Origin of the sequence: Halomonas sp. 111, assembly GCF_052379685.1 — a bacterium.
In the GTDB taxonomy this organism is placed as follows: Bacteria; Pseudomonadota; Gammaproteobacteria; order Pseudomonadales; family Halomonadaceae; genus Vreelandella; species Vreelandella citrativorans.
The window spans coordinates 211,452-229,562 of record NZ_JBQSYV010000002.1 but is presented as its reverse complement, the minus strand read 5'-3'; the positions used below and the strand labels follow the sequence as shown (position 1 = coordinate 229,562).

At 51.9% G+C, this 18,111-nt stretch carries 15 protein-coding genes; 7 read left to right on the top strand and 8 right to left on the bottom strand.

Annotated features, from left to right (window positions below):
- The first annotated feature begins 167 nt into the window (after window positions 1–167).
- The 4 genes from ACT3T7_RS02635 to ACT3T7_RS02620 are packed head-to-tail and all read left to right on the top strand — an operon-like array spanning window position 168 to window position 5,510.
- The gene (locus tag ACT3T7_RS02635) at window positions 168–1,370 is read left to right on the top strand and encodes a thiamine pyrophosphate-dependent dehydrogenase E1 component subunit alpha (RefSeq protein WP_444630018.1); all 1,203 of its coding nucleotides are present in this window, start codon (window positions 168–170) and stop codon (window positions 1,368–1,370) included.
- Window position 1,371: 1 nt separating this feature from the next.
- Window positions 1,372–2,349 (top strand): alpha-ketoacid dehydrogenase subunit beta, encoded by a 978-nt coding sequence (locus ACT3T7_RS02630; RefSeq protein WP_444630002.1) that lies wholly within the window; start codon window positions 1,372–1,374, stop codon window positions 2,347–2,349.
- Between the two features lie 18 nt (window positions 2,350–2,367).
- A complete protein-coding gene (locus ACT3T7_RS02625; RefSeq protein ID WP_444630001.1) occupies window positions 2,368–3,642 on the top strand; it encodes a 2-oxo acid dehydrogenase subunit E2 in 1,275 nt (424 codons plus the stop codon).
- A gap of 20 nt (window positions 3,643–3,662) precedes the next feature.
- Window positions 3,663–5,510 carry a protein kinase domain-containing protein gene (locus ACT3T7_RS02620; RefSeq protein WP_444630000.1) on the top strand — a complete coding sequence of 616 codons (1,848 nt, stop codon included), beginning with the start codon at window positions 3,663–3,665 and terminating at the stop codon, window positions 5,508–5,510.
- Window positions 5,511–5,559: 49 nt separating this feature from the next.
- On the opposite strand, the gene ACT3T7_RS02615 is transcribed toward ACT3T7_RS02620, so the two are convergent.
- The 5 genes from ACT3T7_RS02615 to ACT3T7_RS02595 all read right to left on the bottom strand — a co-directional run bounded on the left by ACT3T7_RS02615 (window position 5,560) and on the right by ACT3T7_RS02595 (window position 10,922).
- Window positions 5,560–6,171: an ABC-type transport auxiliary lipoprotein family protein gene (locus ACT3T7_RS02615; protein ID WP_193054603.1), complete on the bottom strand. Its 612-nt coding sequence runs from the start codon at window positions 6,169–6,171 to the stop codon at window positions 5,560–5,562.
- Window positions 6,168–7,109 carry an MlaD family protein gene (locus tag ACT3T7_RS02610; RefSeq protein WP_444629999.1) on the bottom strand — a complete coding sequence of 314 codons (942 nt, stop codon included), beginning with the start codon at window positions 7,107–7,109 and terminating at the stop codon, window positions 6,168–6,170. Before ACT3T7_RS02610 ends, ACT3T7_RS02615 begins: the two co-directional genes overlap by 4 nt.
- Before the next feature lie 3 nt (window positions 7,110–7,112).
- Window positions 7,113–7,952, bottom strand: a complete 840-nt coding sequence (locus ACT3T7_RS02605) for an ABC transporter ATP-binding protein (RefSeq protein ID WP_444629998.1) — start codon at window positions 7,950–7,952, stop codon at window positions 7,113–7,115.
- Window positions 7,949–9,055 carry an MlaE family ABC transporter permease gene (locus ACT3T7_RS02600; RefSeq protein WP_444629997.1) on the bottom strand — a complete coding sequence of 369 codons (1,107 nt, stop codon included), beginning with the start codon at window positions 9,053–9,055 and terminating at the stop codon, window positions 7,949–7,951. Before ACT3T7_RS02600 ends, ACT3T7_RS02605 begins: the two co-directional genes overlap by 4 nt.
- A 166-nt stretch (window positions 9,056–9,221) precedes the next feature.
- Window positions 9,222–10,922 carry a SulP family inorganic anion transporter gene (locus ACT3T7_RS02595; protein WP_444629996.1) on the bottom strand — a complete coding sequence of 567 codons (1,701 nt, stop codon included), beginning with the start codon at window positions 10,920–10,922 and terminating at the stop codon, window positions 9,222–9,224.
- Window positions 10,923–11,184: 262 nt separating this feature from the next.
- On the opposite strand from ACT3T7_RS02595, the gene ACT3T7_RS02590 reads away from it, so the two are divergent.
- Window positions 11,185–12,840, top strand: a complete 1,656-nt coding sequence (locus ACT3T7_RS02590) for a methyl-accepting chemotaxis protein (RefSeq protein ID WP_172118780.1) — start codon at window positions 11,185–11,187, stop codon at window positions 12,838–12,840.
- Here ACT3T7_RS02590 and rarD read toward each other — a convergent pair.
- Window positions 12,826–13,719: an EamA family transporter RarD gene (rarD, locus tag ACT3T7_RS02585; protein WP_172118779.1), complete on the bottom strand. Its 894-nt coding sequence runs from the start codon at window positions 13,717–13,719 to the stop codon at window positions 12,826–12,828. The two genes, ACT3T7_RS02590 and rarD, sit on opposite strands and share 15 nt — an antisense overlap.
- A 71-nt stretch (window positions 13,720–13,790) precedes the next feature.
- Here rarD and ACT3T7_RS02580 point away from each other — a divergent pair, with 71 nt between their 5' ends.
- Window positions 13,791–14,606, top strand: coding sequence for an amidohydrolase (locus tag ACT3T7_RS02580; protein WP_172118778.1), 816 nt, complete (start codon window positions 13,791–13,793; stop codon window positions 14,604–14,606).
- A complete protein-coding gene (locus ACT3T7_RS02575; protein ID WP_172118777.1) occupies window positions 14,606–15,310 on the top strand; it encodes a pseudouridine synthase in 705 nt (234 codons plus the stop codon). Before ACT3T7_RS02580 ends, ACT3T7_RS02575 begins: the two co-directional genes overlap by 1 nt.
- A gap of 134 nt (window positions 15,311–15,444) precedes the next feature.
- On the opposite strand, the gene ACT3T7_RS02570 is transcribed toward ACT3T7_RS02575, so the two are convergent.
- Both ACT3T7_RS02570 and ACT3T7_RS02565 read right to left on the bottom strand, forming a co-directional pair.
- Window positions 15,445–17,043: an ABC transporter ATP-binding protein gene (locus ACT3T7_RS02570; protein ID WP_253927067.1), complete on the bottom strand. Its 1,599-nt coding sequence runs from the start codon at window positions 17,041–17,043 to the stop codon at window positions 15,445–15,447.
- Complete coding sequence (locus tag ACT3T7_RS02565) at window positions 17,036–18,109, bottom strand: ABC transporter permease (protein ID WP_172118775.1); 1,074 nt, start codon at window positions 18,107–18,109, stop codon at window positions 17,036–17,038. Before ACT3T7_RS02565 ends, ACT3T7_RS02570 begins: the two co-directional genes overlap by 8 nt.
- Window positions 18,110–18,111: the final 2 nt, after the last annotated feature.

Below are 18,111 nucleotides of genomic sequence, written 5' to 3'. Positions count from 1 at the left end.
AATATCTTGTCGTCGTTGGTCTCTTCGTCTTAAGTGGTATGCCTAAAGTCCTTGTGCTGCGTTACTGTCGTAGTCGTTGCGTTGACTGAAACCAGATAAATCCACTGGCATAAACAGTCATCTCCGACAATACTGCCTTCAAAAGAGGCATAACAAGGACAATAATGATGATTCGCTACGTACACCAGCCGACGTTTCTGACGGGCGATGAGCTTTCCATCTCCACCTTCAGCTTGCTCGACCCTGAAGGCGAACTTTATAGCGGTGCCGAAGCGCCTGCGCTAGAGCGTGAACATGCACGCAGGCTCTACCAGGCCATGCTATCCACTCGTATTCTTGACGAACGTATGATGGCCGCACAGCGCCAGGGGCGGCTTAGCTTCTACATGCAGTGCGTAGGAGAAGAAGCGGCGGTGGTGGGCGCCACCGCCGCCCTGGACGATGCGGATATGATCATGGCGCAATACCGTGAGCAGGGTGCGCTGATGTATCGCGGTTTTTCTATTGATGAGTTTATGAACCAGCTATTCGGCAATGAGCTGGATTATGGCAAGGGCCGCCAAATGCCGGTTCACTACGGTTCGCGTAAACTTCACTACATGACGATTTCGTCACCCTTGGCTACCCAAATCCCCCAGGCAACCGGCTATGCCTACGGTCAAAAACTCGCAGGCGATGAGCAGTGTACGTTGACCTTTTTTGGCGAAGGCGCAGCGTCAGAGGGTGACTTTCATGCGGCGCTTAATATGGCCTCAGTCCATAAAGTGCCTGTCATCTTTTTCTGCCGTAATAATGGCTATGCCATTTCCACTCCTGCCGTTGAGCAGTTTGCCGCGGATGGCATTGCACCACGTGCGTTTGGTTATCACATGCACGTTATTCGTGTAGATGGCAACGATGTACTTGCCGTATACGAAGCCACTCGGCAAGCGCGCAAGCTGGCGGTTGAGCATAATCACCCGGTGCTGATTGAGGCGATGACGTATCGCCTTGCCGCCCACTCATCCTCTGATGATCCTTCTGGCTATCGCTTAAAAAGCGAAGAAGAGACATGGCGCCTCAAGGACCCCGTGCTGCGAATGCAAAAATGGATGTTGAAAAAAGGTTGGTGGAGCGAAGAGGAGGAAGCCCAGCAGCAGGAATCACTGCGCCGTGATGTGCTTGAAACCATGAAGCGTGCTGAAAAGCGGCCTCCACCCTCATTGGATAGCCTGGTAAGTGATGTTTATGCCGATGTAACCCCAGCGCTTCAACGTCAATTCGACCAACTTAAAAGCCATATTCGTCGCTACCCTGAGGCGTACCCCCAAGGCGCTCGGTCGTTAGACTTGACCGTGCAGACGCCCACTGACTCTAAAGGGGAGGCGTAACATGCCCACGATGAACATGTTGCAGGCCATTAACAATGCGCTGGATATTGCCATGGCGGAGGATGAAAAGGTCATTTGCTTTGGCGAGGACGTCGGCATTTTCGGTGGTGTGTTTCGCGCCACCAGCCATCTACAGGAAAAATACGGTAAAGCGCGGTGTTTTAATACGCCCCTGGTAGAGCAAGGCATTATTGGCTTTGCCAACGGTTTGGCAGCACAGGGTTCGGTGCCTGTCGCCGAAATCCAGTTTGCCGACTATATCTTTCCCGCGTTTGACCAGATTGTTAACGAAACGGCCAAGTATCGTTATCGTTCAGGCGACTTGTTTAACGTCGGCGGACTAACGATCCGTACCCCGTACGGTGGGGGGATATCCGGTGGGCTTTATCACTCTCAGTCTCCGGAAGCCTACTTTACCCATACGCCTGGGATAAAAGTGGTGGTGCCGCGTAATCCCTACCAGGCAAAAGGCCTGTTGCTGGCTTCCATCCGCGATCCAGATCCGGTGCTTTTTTTAGAACCCAAGCGTCTTTACCGTGCTTCAGTGGGCGAGGTGCCGGAAGAGGATTATCAGCTGCAGATAGGTGAAGCAGACATCATCAAAGAGGGCAGCGATATTACCCTGGTAGGATGGGGCGCCCAGATGGAGGTAATTGAAAAAGCAGTAGAGCTTGCTGAAGCGCAAGGCATTGCCTGCGAAGTGGTTGATCTGCGCTCCCTGCTTCCCTGGGATGCCGATACCGTTGCTGAGTCTGTACTAAAAACAGGTCGGCTCGTCATCAGCCATGAGGCACCGCTAACCGGAGGTTTTGCCGGCGAAATAGCAGCGACCATTCAAGAGCGTTGTTTTCTCTATCTCGAATCGCCGATAAAGCGGGTGACCGGGCTGGATACTCCTTTCCCCTTGGTGCTGGAAAAAGAGTATTTTCCCGATCATTTGAAGATTTTTGAAGCGATTCGTGAAAGCGTTAATTTCTAGCGCCCAAGGAGAAGAGCAATGAGCGATTTTAAATTGCCAGATATTGGCGAAGGCATCGTTGAGTGTGAAGTCGTGGAGTGGCGGGTTGCGGAAGGTGATCATATCGAGGAAGACCAGCCCATCGTTGAGGTAATGACCGACAAGGCGCTGGTGGAAATCACCGCCCCTGAAGCGGGTGTGGTAACACGGCTTTATGTGCCACAAGGGCAAATTGCCAAAGTGCATGCTCCACTCTACGCCTACCAGGGCTTGGATGAGAACGAAGGGGAAGGAGGCCGCTCTGTTTCGCATCATGCATCGTCAATAAGCGAGCTACCGGATGTGCCGGATGACGCTGCTGAGTTACCCGTCGCTACGCCGCCTAGTAACCCGGCTGCACAGGGAGCTTATGGAAAAGTGCCCGCGAGCCCCGCGGTAAGGCGGTTAGCGCGAGAGCATGGGTTAACAATTACCGAGGTGGCTGGCAGCGGCAAAGAGGGCCGAGTGCTTAAAGAAGACGTGCTGGCGCATATTCACCACAACGAGATAGAGCCGTCGATAGCCAAGCCAACGCCTACTATCAACGAGGCGCACAACCCAGAGCAAGACGCGCCACGTATAGAGCCCTTACGGGGCGTGCGTGCTGTGATGGCAAAACGCATGGTTGCCTCTGCAACGACTATTCCGCATTTTCACTATGGCGAAGAGCTTGATGTTACTGAGCTATTGGCGCTACGCGAGCGGCTAAAGCCACAGGCAGATGCTCAAGGGCAGCGCCTTACGCTGATGCCCTTTTTTATGAAGGCGTTAGCACTCGCCTTGGCCGAAACGCCGATACTTAATGCGCAACTCAATGAAGCCGGTGATGAGCTTCACTACTATCCTCAGTGCAATATTGGTATGGCGGTAGATAGCAAAACCGGATTATTAGTGCCCAATGTTAAAGGCGTTGAGCGTTTGACGTTACTTGATATCGCTCGTGAAGTGGGCCGCTTGACCGTTGCTGCACGTGAAGGCCGTGTCGACCAGGCTGATCTAAAGGGAGGGACGATCAGTATTTCCAATATCGGTGCCCTGGGGGGGACTTATGCCACGCCTATTATTAATGCCCCCGAAGCGGCTATTGTTGCGATAGGCAAAATGCAGTGGCTGCCGCGTTTTGATGAGCAAGGCGCCGTTCAGCGCCGCGCCATTATGACAATTACCTGGGCAGGAGATCATCGGTTCATTGATGGCGGTACCATTGCGCGCTTTTGTAATACATGGAAAGGCTTTTTGGAAGCGCCTGAAACCATGCTGCTTTATTTGGGATAAACGCACGCTTAGGACACAAGATGCCGCAGGCGCCGTTACAGCAATTTTATATACCTGAAGAGCAGTCGGTCTATCTGCTGAGCCATAATGATGCGCAAAAGCTTAAAGACTGGGTAGCGCTCTGCCAGGCCCAGCTTAGTCAGCTTGGGTATCAGGGGATTGAGCTGATTGGCAAAGGCGCCTACGGTTTTGTGTTTTCTGGCAGCGTGCCCAGTGGCGATACGCTGGCGCACTACGTGTTCAAATTTTCTCGCATTACGCTGCCTACACACTTACAGGAACGTCTCGAAGAAGAGGCGTTTATGCTGGATCAAGTGTCCCATGCTCGCATTCCCAAGTTAATCACCTACCAGCGCGCAAGAGGTCAGTCGATTTTAGTCATGGAGCGCGCACCCGGTTGGAACCTAGAGCAGATATCCCTCAAAAGAGGACGTTTGTCACCACGCTTGATTATGCGTATAGCGCGTCAGCTTGTTGATATTTTAATCGCGCTTCGCCGCGACGCTGGGCCCCATGGCCGGCCAGTGGTACATGGCGATATCAAACCCTCCAATCTGGTCTTCGACCCTGACACGGAGTCTATTGCACTGATTGATTGGGGGTCATCTGTTTTTGCTCAATTGGATGCTCAACTACAGTTTGTTGGGGCGAATGTGATGGAGCTGATGTCCGATAACCTGCAGCAAACCAACGCACGTTTGGGTGACGTCTATTTTATTGGTGAAGAGCAGCTAAACGGTGCGCTCTCTTCGCCACGTTTTGATGAACAGGGCGTGGCGGGCACGTTGTATGCGCTGGCATCAGCACAGTCGTGCCGGTTTGGCCATCGCGCTATTCCTGCAAGCTCCCTGGGGTTGCCTATGGAATTTGCCCGTACATTGGATGGTATGCTGGACCCCGACCCACAGGTTCGCCTTACCGCCGGCAGCTACTTTATCGATACAATGCCGCGCATGGCAAACGTGGTAATGCTTGATTTTCCCCCCAGCCCCGAGGCGCCTCTTGTGCCCGTATGGGTTCGCCCTGTGCAGCAGGAAATTGATACCGTGGTGTATAGCTCTCGCAAGGCGTTTCTGCGAGAAGCCAGCGTTGAGGAAAGGCTTAACGAGGTTAACGATGTACAGCTGGACCGTTACTATAAACAGTTTATGCAGGGGATGGGGGAGACAGAAAAAGCGTTTTTAGCCTCGGTAAGTCGGCTGGGTAAATATCCGGTAGTAGGAGGGCTGGCCGTACGTTGGGAGCGCGAAGGGGTATATATTGATTCTTCCCTTAACTTGCATGACCCAGACGTGAAGCCCGCCTTTATTGAAGCTGTTAATAATACGGTTCACTTGGCGCGCGCCATTCATCGCCAAGGCGTTTTCAAAAGCTGCTTATTTAATGCGCGCCAAACGCTGCATATAGAGCGGGAAACGGAGCGTGAGCCGTTTTACTGCCAGCCTGATATGGCGATTAACTACGAAATGAGCGCGGTGCCAGAGCTGGAGGATCGGAGCCGCCAGCATAGTTATTTTGAAGATGGGCCCGATCCGGAAGAGCTGTTGATATTGCCCTCCGAGATTATGACGATCCTGCAGCAACTTAACGATATTCATCATACCGGAATGATTATTTTCGAGGCGCTCCCTCAGCATCTTAAAATACACAGTTATTACCGACTGCTTGACCCCGCAAGGGAGCGCGAGTTTCAAACATTGCTTACCCATATTTTAGGCGCGGTTAACCAGATCCAGGGGTTGGGCGTTTCTGGTTTTATGAAGATGCCCTATAAAGACACCCGCTTTTTTACCCATCTGGAGCGGCAGCCCGAGCGCTACTACCCACAAAACCCACGAGAACACGTTAAAAACATAAAAGCCTGCTGATCTCTTACGGATAGACATCAGCAGGCTTAAAGTGGCGTCAAACAGTGGTCTAAAAAGAAGACCTGTTGGCTTGCAGCCATGTGATCAGCTGTTCAACCAGAGTGTCGCTTGCGCGGCCAAAGGCGTCGACCACTGAAGATATATCAACATCGGTTGCCTGACTGGTCGTGGTAAACGTGCGGTAAGCAATAGGCATTCGGTCATGGGTGTTTACAAGCTGGACATCGAGCTGAATAACGGCATTAGGGCGCCCATTTTCATACTCACTTTGAAAACTACGCAGTGAGCTGAGTAGCTGCAGCTGAGAGGGCAGTTGATCGGTCCCGACATTGCCAAAGAGCTGACTTTGCTGCAAACCTTCTATTAACCGTGATTGAACGAGAGCGGGGGTATCTTCATACCAGCGAGCGCCTTCATACACATTAACGATATTTTTTTCCGGATAGACCACTATGCGATTACCGCTCAGCAGGTATCCGGCTTCTGGCGTAGCAATGCCCAATGTTTCAGTCGCTGCATTGGAGGGCATGTTTATGTCAGGCACGTTAGTGGAGGGGAGGCGATAAAGCGTCGCCGGGTCGTTTTTAGGGACGATGGAGCACCCAGCGCTCAACAAGAGTACGGATACAGTGAGTACGGCAAAAACAGGGCGTAAGTTCATGGGCTAAACTCCTTTATCTGGTCCCGGCCCAACAAGAATTCAATTGGGTTTTCATCCAGCTCACGGGCGATACGATCCAATGAGTTAAGCGTTGAACGCAAGGAAGAAAGCGCAGGACCAATATCGCGGGTGCCTTGCAAGGTACTATCAACTGCGTCAGCATTTTGCTCTATCAGTTGCTCCATCCGCTGCGCTGCGCGGGCGATATCCTGGCTGGCATTGGCAGCATTTTGCATAACGTTTTGTCCGTCTTGTTCGAGCAACTGGGTAACTTGCTCACTCAGTACGTTAATACTGGCCATCGTGGTGGTCGCTTGGCGTGATGCAGAGCCTAATAGGGCTAAGTTCTCTTCAAACGCTTCACGCTGTGACGCTATCATTTCGGTAATTTGGTCTATATTCGTCAGGACGTTACTTGCATTCTGACGATTACTATCATCGAAGAGGTTATTAACATTAGCCAAAATTGAGTTAATGTTATCAACCACTTCTTTGCCCTCTTCTAAAAAAGTGGAGAGCGGGGAGGGGTCTGCATGAATAACGGGTATTTCATCACCCGCATGATCAATTAACGCAGGACTATCCGGTGTTCCACCGTAGAGCTGTATCGACATGCTGCCAGTAATACTCGCAAACGCTAGCTGCGCGTGAGTATCTTCTTTGACGGGGGTATCTTTTTCGACACGAATTTTGGCAATAACCTGACGAGGATCTGCAGGGTTGAGATTCAGCGTTGTTACATCGCCTACTCTGATGCCGTTATATTGCACTGCACTTCCTACTGTCAGCCCGCTAACGCTGCGTTCAAACAAGACACGGTACGTTTGATAGTCGCGCTGACCCGCTGCATGGCTGATCCAGAGCGTAAATAGCAGAGCCGCTGCCGCCGTTATTACTGTAAATAAACCAATTAGAACGTGATGAGCGCGTGTTTCCATGTGCTACTCACTCCTTAGCTGACGATCATTTGAGTGGGCGGTCTTGTTGGCGGCTCTGCCACGAGGCCCGTTAAAGTAGTTCTGAACCCATTCATCATCCGTCCGGGCAACATTTTGAATGGTATCCGTTACTAAAACACGTTTCTGAGAAAGTACGGCCACTCTATCGCAAGCGGCATAAAGTGTATCCAAGTCGTGTGTTACCAGGAAAACGCTAAAGCCGAGCGCATTACGCAACGTGACCAGCAATTGGTCAAACGCAGCGGCGCCAATAGGGTCCAAGCCTGCAGTAGGTTCATCAAGAAACAGAATGTCAGGGTCTAATGCCAGTGCGCGAGCCAAGGCGGCACGCTTAATCATGCCCCCAGAGAGCGACTCTGGATACTGCAATGCAGCTTCGGGCTCAAGCCCCACCAGCGAGAGTTTTACCCGCGCCAGATATTCCGCATCTTCTCGTGGTAATTTGGCATGCTCAATAATGGGCAGCGCCACATTCTCTTGTAAGCTAAGCGAGCTAAACAGGGCGCCTTGTTGAAAAAGCACGCCAAAGCGTCGCTCAACCTGGCTGCGCTCCTTACTGCTTAGCTGGTTAAGATCATTACCCAATACATTAATTTTGCCTGCATTGGGGCGTTTTAGCCCCACGATACTGCGCAAAAGAACAGATTTCCCCGTGCCTGATCCGCCCACGATTCCGAGAATCTCGCCGTCGAGTAGATCAAGGTCCAGCGATTCATGAACGACGTGGTTACCAAAGCGGTTTTCCAGGCCGCGAACTTCAATCACCGGTCGTCCAGACGAGTGGCTGGGTGATTGGTTTGAGAAGTCAGTAGATTCGCTCACCAGCCCATCTCCATAAAGAACAGAGCGGCAAGTGCATCAATCAAAATAACCATGAAAATGCATTGCACGACACTGGATGTGGTATGAGAACCTACTGATTGTGCACTACCACTAACCTTGAAGCCTTCCAGACAGCCAATGACGGCAATAACAAAGGCGAATATGGGGGCCTTGCTCATCCCTACCAGGAAATTATTCAACGCAACATCTTTTTGCAGTATGTAAAGAAATTGCCCCGTTGATATATCCAAAGAGAGCACTGCGACAAGCGCGCCTCCCATTAAGCCACACATCATTCCTATAAAGGTAAGTAGAGGCAGACTAACGAGAAGCGCTATGATCCGTGGCAGCACTAATAACTCAACAGGATCTAGCCCCTGCGTCTGTAGCGCGTCAATTTCTTCATTGGATTTCATCGACCCCAACTGAGCCGTAAATGCACTGGCAGTTCGGCCTGCCAATAAAATTGCTGCCAACAAAACGCCAAATTCACGTAGAAATGAAAATGCCACCAGGTCAATGGTGTAAACAGTCGCGCCAAATTGTTCGAGAACAGTGGCGCCCAGAAACGCAACGACCGCACCCACCATGAAGGTTAACAAAGCAACAATGGGAACGGCATTAAGGCCGCTTTGCTGTATTTGGGCGACGGTGGCAGTTATTCGCCAACGTTTTGGTTTAAAAGCGACCTGTACCAGTGTCGCGATGACGAGCCCGATGAAGGCCAGCAACTGGCGTTGCTGCGACCATAACCCCGCCATGTGCTCCCCAATACTTGCCAGCGCATCAGTGAGACGGTTGGAACTATGCTGCACGGCTTCGATCGGGGCGTCCATCGCTTCAGCGATACGCTTTAAAAGCGCTTGTTGTTCCAGAGGGAGCTCGCCTGCCCAATCGCTTATTGCGCGAGACTTTTCAATGCCGATCATGCCAACAATGACAGCGGCTCCTGCGGTATCCAAGCGCTCAATACCGGTAAGGGATATATCGTTTGGCTGGGAATAGTTTTGAGCCGCATTTTTTAGCTGCTTGTAATTAGAAAGCGTCCATTCGCCCTGTAATACTAATTTTTCGTCCCGCTTTATAATCCACTCACTTGGCATTTTTGCTCCTAAACGCCGTTGGCTCGCTAAAATATTCACATTACTTTAATCGAACCATCTAGAGAAGCCCTCTCAAAACAACGTATTACTTACTCCTTCGTAATTATACTGTAGCTTATTAATCGCCGTTTAGAGTAGCCAGTTATACGCATGTTATCCATCTTATTTAGGAAAACTCTCGCCAGGCCGCGTAGGTACTCAAAAAAACCCGACCTGTTAGAGCGTCCAGAAAGTCGCTCTTTTTAAGCTTGTCCATGACAGGACCTTTCACTTCCGACAAATGAAGTTTGACGTTGGAATCTTTGAGTCGCGCATTGATGGCATCAAGGCTTTCCAGCGCAGAGGCGTCAATCAGGTTAACCGCTGAACAAATCAGTACCACATGCTCAAGTTCAGGATGACTGGCCACCAGGTTATAAACAGTATCTTCCAGGTAGCGAGCATTGGCAAAGTAGAGGCTTTCATCGATACGCAGCAGTGCCACATGGCTAATGGTTTCTACATTATGGCGGTGGGTATTACGAAAATGTTCGGTATCCGGTACCCGGCCAACCAGTGCACTGTGTGGGCGACTGGTACGGTAAAGAAATAGCGCTATCGATAATGCAACACCGCTCATAATACCGGCTTCAACCCCCTCGGTCAGCGTCAATAAAATGGTCACGGCCATTGCGGCAAAATCGCTGCGCGAATAACACCAGGTTTGACGCAGCATGGAAATATCCACCAGCGTTAAAATAGCCACCGTAATGGTGGCGGCCAGGGTGGCAATCGGCAGGTAATAAAGCCAGCCGGTAAATGATAAGGTGATAAGTGCAATGCCCAGAGCCGCAAACGCCCCGGCCGCTGGGGTTTGGGCTCCGGCGTCATAGTTGATCACCGTCCTTGAAAGCCCCCCCGTTACCGGCATTCCGCTGGTAACACCCGCTGCCAGATTGGCGGCTCCCAAGCCGATCAGTTCCTGGTTCGGTGAGATGCGCTGGCGCCGTTTTGCCGCCAGCATTTGGCCCATGGACACGGACTCGACAAAACCTACCAGGCTAATCAGCAGCGCCGGAATTAACAATGCTCGCCATAAGGAGGCGTCCTCCCACGGAAAGCTAAGCGCTGGCAAGCCGCTTGGAATAGCGCCTACGACCTTAACGCCTGCCTCTGTGAGTTGCCAATGCCAGGTAATAAACGTAGTTGTAACGACGGCAAAAACAGGCCCCGCCTTGGTGATTAAGTCAGCAAGCGCGGCAGGAAGGCCCAGTGCGCTAAGCGTTTGCTTCCCATAGCGACGCATGGCAATAAGAAATACCAACGTGCCTGCGCCAATCGCAAATGTGTAGGGGTTAAATTGAGGCAGGTTGGGGAGTAGCGTCATCACACGCTCAGTTAGCGTGAAGCCGCTACTGGAGACGCCTAAGAGACTCCCTAACTGGCTTGCTGCAATGAGTATTCCAGAAGCGGTTAAAAAGCCAGAAATGACCGGATGACTTAAAAAGTTACTTAAAAAGCCCATCCGTAGTGCGCCCATCGCGACTAATATAGCGCCAGAAAGTAATGAAAGTACCAAGGCTGCCTGTAAGTAGGCATCAGTGCCTGGCTGCGCTACGGAAGCGAGCGCTGCGCCAGTCATCAGCGCGATAATGGCAACGGGGCCTACGGCGAGCGTACGGCTTGTCCCCATTAGGGTGTATAGAAGCTGCGGCAGGATACTGGCATATAATCCGACAACGGCTGGCAGTCCCGCTAGTAATGCATAAGCAAGCGATTGAGGAATGACCATGATGGTCACAATGATTCCAGCAAGCACATCAGCACCCAGCAGGCGTCTATGATAGTGCGGCAGCCAAGTGAGAATAGGTAAATAACGCTTAAACATGGGCTCCGGGCCATCAGGCATCAATGGTTTTTAAGAACCGTTGGTTCTTTTATTAATCCTTATATTAACGCGTTATGCCAGTAATTACGGCTCGGCTTCTTAAATAAGCCACCTCTCTTCCCCCAAAGTGTTACTTATTTCATCAGCATAACCCGTTAAGCTCGTTAAGAAAATTGGGCGCCTCTTGGCGTTTTGCTTACCGCTGTCCACAAAAACGCCGACAAACGCAGCTCGATAACCTTAATTACAAAAGAGTCCCTCTATGCGTCTACTTCGTGTGCTGACACCATTGATATTGCTCGGATTATCGGTTTGGTTGGTTGCCCAAGCGGGTACCTTTAAATACCTGGCACTTATTTGCGCCGCGTTAGCGGGGGCGGGGCTGGTCGCTAATGCACTGCTCAGTGTTTTTATGGCCGACCAGCAGCGTCTTGCCCAGCCTGTTCGTGGGCCAAAACCGCTCAAGGATTACGCGTCGCTTCGTGCGATGGCGTATCGCTTAATGAAACGGGCAAGCAAAACGGCCATTGCTTCGGCAGAGGTCTCTCACTATGCCGATCTTATGGACCAACGTCTTATCAGGCAGGAGGCGATGGCGCATGAAGCATCCTCAAGCATGAACGAAATCAATACCGCTATTTTGCAAGTAAGTACGAGCGCGACTCACGTGGCCACATTGGCAGAAAAGGCGCGCGATGCCAGCCATCAGAATCATGACGAGCTGACGGATATTGTCAGCGATATGAGCCATGTGGCCGAGCGCTCAGATCAGGCGTTAGAAATGTTGACTGCGCTTAATGACAAAATAGAGAGGGTGCGCAATGTCACCGAAATGATTGAAGGCATTGCCGAGCAAACCCATTTGTTATCACTTAATGCGTCGATTGAAGCGGCCCGGGCGGGTGAGCATGGCAGTGGGTTTGCCGTGGTGGCCGAAGAGGTACGGAGCTTGGCGCTTAAGACCTCAACCGCGACGCAGAACGTAGAAACGCTGGTTAAGGATATGCATCAAAGCGGCCAGGGAGTTGTCTCTACGATGGGCGCGATAATGGTGCGTATTCGAGAGCGCTCCGAAGGGCTGCAACAGGTAGGCAAGCGTCTGGCCACCATTACCCAAGAGTTTGATCAGGTTCAGCATGAGACCACAAGCGTCGCCACCGCCATGGAGAGCACCAAAACCCATAGTCAGACCGTTGCCGAGAGTCTACGTCAATTAGAGAGAGACGTAGATGAAGGTAATCACAATATGCATGATTTGGCTGCGCAGGCGCGTTCGTTAATGGAAGCGGCTGAAGGGGTGGATGGTGAGCTGGCTCAGCAGCGCCTTCAGGGACGGCATCAACAGGTGTTTAAAGCGGCTCGCCAAACGGCTGACCGCATTGGCAAGCTATTGGAAAAGGCCATTTCCCGCGGAGAACTCGTAGAATCAGCCCTTTTTCAGCCAGATTATCAGGCACTTCCGGACACTCGGCCAACGCTCTATCGCACAGGGTTCGACAACTTTACCGATCAATATTTACCAAGCGTGCAAGAGCCTCTGCTGACGGAATATAGCTTGAGCTATGCGATTGCCTGTAATCGTGATGGCTATGTGCCTACTCACAATGAGGCGGTTAGCCGACAGCCCACGGGCGATATGGAGCATGATTTAAAGTACTGCCGCAGCAAGCGTATTTTTGATGACGCGACGGGAAGTCGGTGTGGTGCTCATCAACACCCATTATTGCTTCAAACCTATAAACGCGATACGGGCGAGATCATGCATGACCTATCGGTACCGATTTTTATCCATGGCAAACACTGGGGTGGTTTCCGGGTAGGCTATCAGCCAGAGGGGGTAGAAGAGGCGAGCTCTGCCCTGACATTATCGCATTCAGGGCAAGAAGCGTTAGCGGATAGCGGTCTAGTGCGGGCGTGATTGCCAGGATGACCAGGAATAGAGCGCAAGCCCAAACCAGATCATAATAAAAGTGGCGAGCTGTATGGTACCCAGCGGTTCACCAAAAATGGTTAAGGCGATCAAAAACTGAATTGTAGGGTTGATGTACATCAAAAAGCCCAACGTCGAGAGCCGTAAGCGTCGAGCCGCACCCGCGAAAGCCATCAGCGGTAAAGCGGTTATTACGCCGCTTACCGCCAGTAAAACACTCGTTGGTACATCAATCATGAAGTGTGAATTACCCTGCCAGCTAAGCCATGTCAGGGCGAGCAGTGCCAGCGGGAACAGCAGGAGGGTTTCTACAAACAGTCCCGATAAACCGTCCAGCGGCACCTGCTTTCGAAAAAGCCCGTAGCTACCAAAGCTGAGTGCTAGCATCAGGCTGATCCAGGGCAGTTCACCCAGCAGTGCAAATTGGATGGCAATGGCCAAGCCTGCAAGGCCTAACGCCACTAACTGAAGACGTGCCATCACTTCACGCAGCACCAGCACGCCCAGTGCCACGTTAACGAGTGGCGTTAAAAAATAGCCAAGGCTTGCTTGCAACACCTGATTGCTTTCCACCGCGTAAATATAAAGCCCCCAATTGAAGCCGATTAACACGGCGCAAATCAGTACACGGCCTAAACGGCGAGGCTGGCTCAACGCCGTTATCACGGGGGACCAACGGCTTAACATCGTGATGAGTACAACAAGAAAAACACACGACCACACTATTCGGTGGATAAGAATTTCAAACGCTGGAATACCGTCAAACAGCGCGAAAAAAAGCGGGAAACACCCCCACATTATATAGGCTGCTAACCCAAATGTGACGCCTTTGATGGCCTGTGGATCACGCGCTGGAGGGGAATGCATAGCAGCCTCATTATTTAAAAATGCTAATCTACCACATAATTGCGAAAACATACTGGCAAAGGAGACGTGACATGAGTCAGCTAAGAACGAGCCTGGTACAGTGCGATTTGCGCTGGGAAGACCCACAGGCCAACCATGATCATTTAGTCCGTTTGCTGGGCGATCTGGACAGCCGTGACACCGATCTCATCGTATTACCCGAGATGTTTGCAACGGGTTTTACCATGAACTCGCGCGAAATGGCCCAGCCCATGGCGCAAAGTCAAAGCGTCGCCTGGCTGCAAGCGCAAGCTAAAGCGCGTAACTGTGTCATAACCGGGAGTGTGGCCATCGTTGATGACGGCCAGTATTACAACCGTATGATATGGGCCACGCCCGAGGGTGATATCCGCCATTACGATAAACGCCACTTGTTTCGTATGGCGGGCGAGCATGAACGCTATGGTATGGGCAGCCAGCGTGAAATAGTCGAGCTCAAGGGGTTTAAGCTACTGTTAAGCGTTTGCTACGACCTGCGTTTTCCTGTTTGGTTGCGTCAACAGCCAGCAGCGCAAGAGCACTTCGAGTATGATGCGCTACTGTGTGTTGCCAACTGGCCAGCACCGCGTCGGCAGCCTTGGCGAACGCTGCTCCAGGCTCGGGCGGTGGAAAACCTTGCGTATGTCGTGGGGGTTAACCGCGTTGGTGAAGATGCCAAGGGCCTTGCTTACAGCGGCGACTCCATGCTGGTCGATTTCAAGGGCGAACCGCTCATCGACCACTCTGAAAATACGCCGTTTATTGAAACGGGGACGCTTGATAAAACGGAGTTAAATGCTTTTCGTGAAAAATTTCCTGCCTGGCAAGATGCCGACCATTTTTCGTTACTGCCAGGAGTGGGCCAATAATGCGCCTTGATCGATTTTTAAGTGAAACCACACCGCTAACGCGTAGTTTGGCAAAACGAGCGCTTAAAAATGGCGAAGTAACGCTTAATGGTGAGCCTATTAAGCAGTCGGCCACCCAGATTGATACCGAGCAGGATGAGGTGAAATTCAACGGCGAAACGCTTTCGCTGGTCGGGCTTCGCTATGTAATCATGCACAAGCCAACGGATGTTGAGTGCACTGCCAGGCGCGGGCTGTATCCACGGGTAATTGATTTGATTGATTTGCCCAAAGTAGAGCGTCTTCAACCAGTAGGGCGGCTGGATGTTGATACCACTGGCCTTTTACTGATGACTGATGATGGCCAGTGGTCTCATCGTGTTACCTCACCGCGTCATCGTTGCGCCAAGGTCTATATCGCCGACTTGGCTGAGCCTATGGAAGGCAACGATGCGGAGTGGGCAATCAATCAGGTAGCCCAGGGCATTCTGCTGGATGATGAAGAGACACCAACGCAGCCTGCGTTACTCCGGTTTATAACGCCTCTACAAGCGGAGCTTACCCTGACCGAAGGGCGCTATCACCAGGTTAAGCGTATGTTTGCCGCGCTGGGCAACCATGTTAATGCGCTGCACCGTCAATCTATCGGTGATGTTGTATTAACGGATGATTTGCGCCCCGGGGAGTGGCGCGAGTTAACGCAGGAAGAAATCGACAGCTTCTAAATTCAGCCGCTAAGCGCACTTGGCCAAACGGCAGTAGGTCAAGTGCGTATTCAATACTCAATTTATACCGTTATCTTGCTTCTTTAAGCAACGCCTACTATCAGAGTTACCTGCTTACATTTTTCAAAGAAACGTTAAGCAAAAAAACGTGGCAAATGGGCGGCGGCAATCAGCGATTGAGTATATGCATGCTGAGGCGAGGACAGCACGTCAAGGCAGGGGCCCTGTTCGACCACTTCACCATCCTTTAGCACCATAATACGGTGCGCCATGGCACGTACTACGGCTAAGTCGTGGCTGATAAATAGATAGCTAAGCTGACGACGTTCCTGTAACTGACGAAGTAGCGTCACAAGCTGCTTTTGCACGGTACGGTCCAGCGCTGAGGTAGGCTCGTCCAACACTAGAAGTTCAGGCTCTAAAATAATGGCTCGGGCCACGGCTATTCGCTGGCGCTGCCCGCCGGAGAACTCATGGGGATAGCGTGCCGCACAGCCTTCAGGTAACCCCACCTCAAGCAGCGTTTGTTGCACACGGCGGGTAACTTCATCGAGTGAAAGCGCAGGATAGTGAAAACGTAGCCCCTCACTCACGATATCAAACACCGGCATACGCGGTGAAAGCGCACCGTATGGGTCCTGAAATACCATTTGTAATCGATGACGCTGGTGCCGTAGCGCATTACCCGTAAGCTGGCTCAAGGTAGCATCACCCAAGATAACGTCTCCCTGACTTTGCACCAGGCGCATAATCGCGGATGCCAGCGTCGTTTTCCCTGAGCCTGATTCGCCGACAATGCCCAGCGTTTCACCGGGCGAAATACTCAAGTCGGTTGCTTTAAGCGCTTCAAAGGGGGGAGGCTGGCGTTTGAATAGCCCTGTTTTGGGTCGCTTAAAACTAACGCTTAGCTGGCGAGCGGTTAATAAGGGCGCCGTATTGGCAGGCGCTGCCGGGCGGCCTTCAGGCTCCGCTGCTAACAGTGCTTTGGTGTAATCACTTTGTGGGTTTTGAAAAACCTCTTCAACTGGCCCCATTTCCTGAATCTTACCGCGATACATCACACAAACCCGCTCGGCATAGCGGCTTACAAGATTCAAGTCGTGGCTGATAAACAACATGCCCATGCCATGCTGATCGCGAAGCTCTTTTAAAAGGCCGAGTATGTCTTGCTGGACGGTGACATCCAGCGCTGTCGTCGGCTCATCGGCGATTAGCAGTGATGGGTTATTGGCAATGGCCATGGCAATCATGACGCGCTGACGCTGACCACCGGAGAGTTGATGAGGCCAGGCATCCAACAGCTCATCAACGCGGGGCAGTTTCACTTGTTCAAGCAGTTCTCTGGCCCGCGCTCGCGCTCGCGCCGCTTGCCCACTTAACCCTTGGTGCAGGCGTAGAGTTTCACCAATTTGCTTACTGATACGGTGCAAAGGGTTGAGTGATGTCATGGGTTCTTGAAATACAAACCCTACGCGGTTGCCACGCACGCTGTTCCAATCGCGCTTACCAAGTTGATTGAGGTCAGTCTCCTCTAGCCAGCGCTCGCCGCTTATCCTGGCATTGCGGGGTAAAAGGTTAATTGCCCCTAGTGCTGAAACGGACTTGCCCGAGCCGGATTCACCCACAATCGCCAGCGTTTCGCCTGCATTGACCGTTAATGAAAGCGCATCTACCACTACATTATCATCAAAGGCAATCGTGAAATCCGTTAGCCGAAGTAGTGGTTTAGGCATGTTGGGTGTCCTGCGCAGGCGTTTGGCGCTGATTAATGTGGCGTGGGTCGAAGGCATCGCGCAGCCCTTCACCAATAAAGACAAGCAAGGAGAGCATCACGGCAAGCGTCATGAAGGCGGTAATACCCAGCCATGGCGCGTGCAGATTATTTTTACCCTGGGCGGCAAGCTCACCTAACGATGGAGAGCCCGGTGGTAAGCCAAAGCCCAAAAAGTCGAGCGCTGTTAGCGTACCAATCGCCCCGGTAAACAGAAAGGGGATAAACGTTAGGGTAGCCACCATGGCATTCGGCAGGACATGGCGCCACATAATCAGCCGAGACGGCAATCCCATGGCTTTTGCTGCGCGTACGTATTCCAAATTGCGTGCTCGTAAAAACTCGGCCCGCACAATATCGACCAGACCTAGCCATGAAAACAGCAGCATAATGCCCAGCAGCCACCAAAAACCGGGTTGCACGAAGCTTGCTAAAATAATCAGCAAAAACAGTACCGGTAGCCCCGACCATATTTCAGTGACCCGTTGGCCTATAAGGTCCACCTTGCCGCCAAAATACCCCTGCACACCGCCCGCTAGAACGCCTAACGCCAGCGACCCTGTCGTAAGCACTAACGCAAAAAAGACAGAGAGCCGAAAACCGTAGATAACGCGGGCCAGCACATCGCGCCCTTGGTCATCCGTGCCCAGCCAGTGGCGGCTATCCGGGGGGGCTGGTGAGGGTTGTTGCATCTGCATGTCCAGCGTTTGATAGGAGAACGGAATAAGCGGCCATATGGCCCAGCCGTTGTCGCTAATTTGCTGTTGAATAAACGGGTCCAAATAGTCAGTACGGGTGGGAAGAAAGCCCCCGAAATCTGTTTCCGGATAATCCACCAGTAAAGGTGTATACCACTGCCCGTCGTAGTTCAGGATAAGCGGCTTGTCATTGGCAATCAGCTCGGCAAACAGGCTGATAATGAACAGCACGCCAAACAACCAAAGTGATATCCGCGCGCGACGATTTGCTTTAAAGGCGGCTAAACGGCGCTGCGTAATGGGGGATAGCCGTGATGTAAAACCGCTCATTT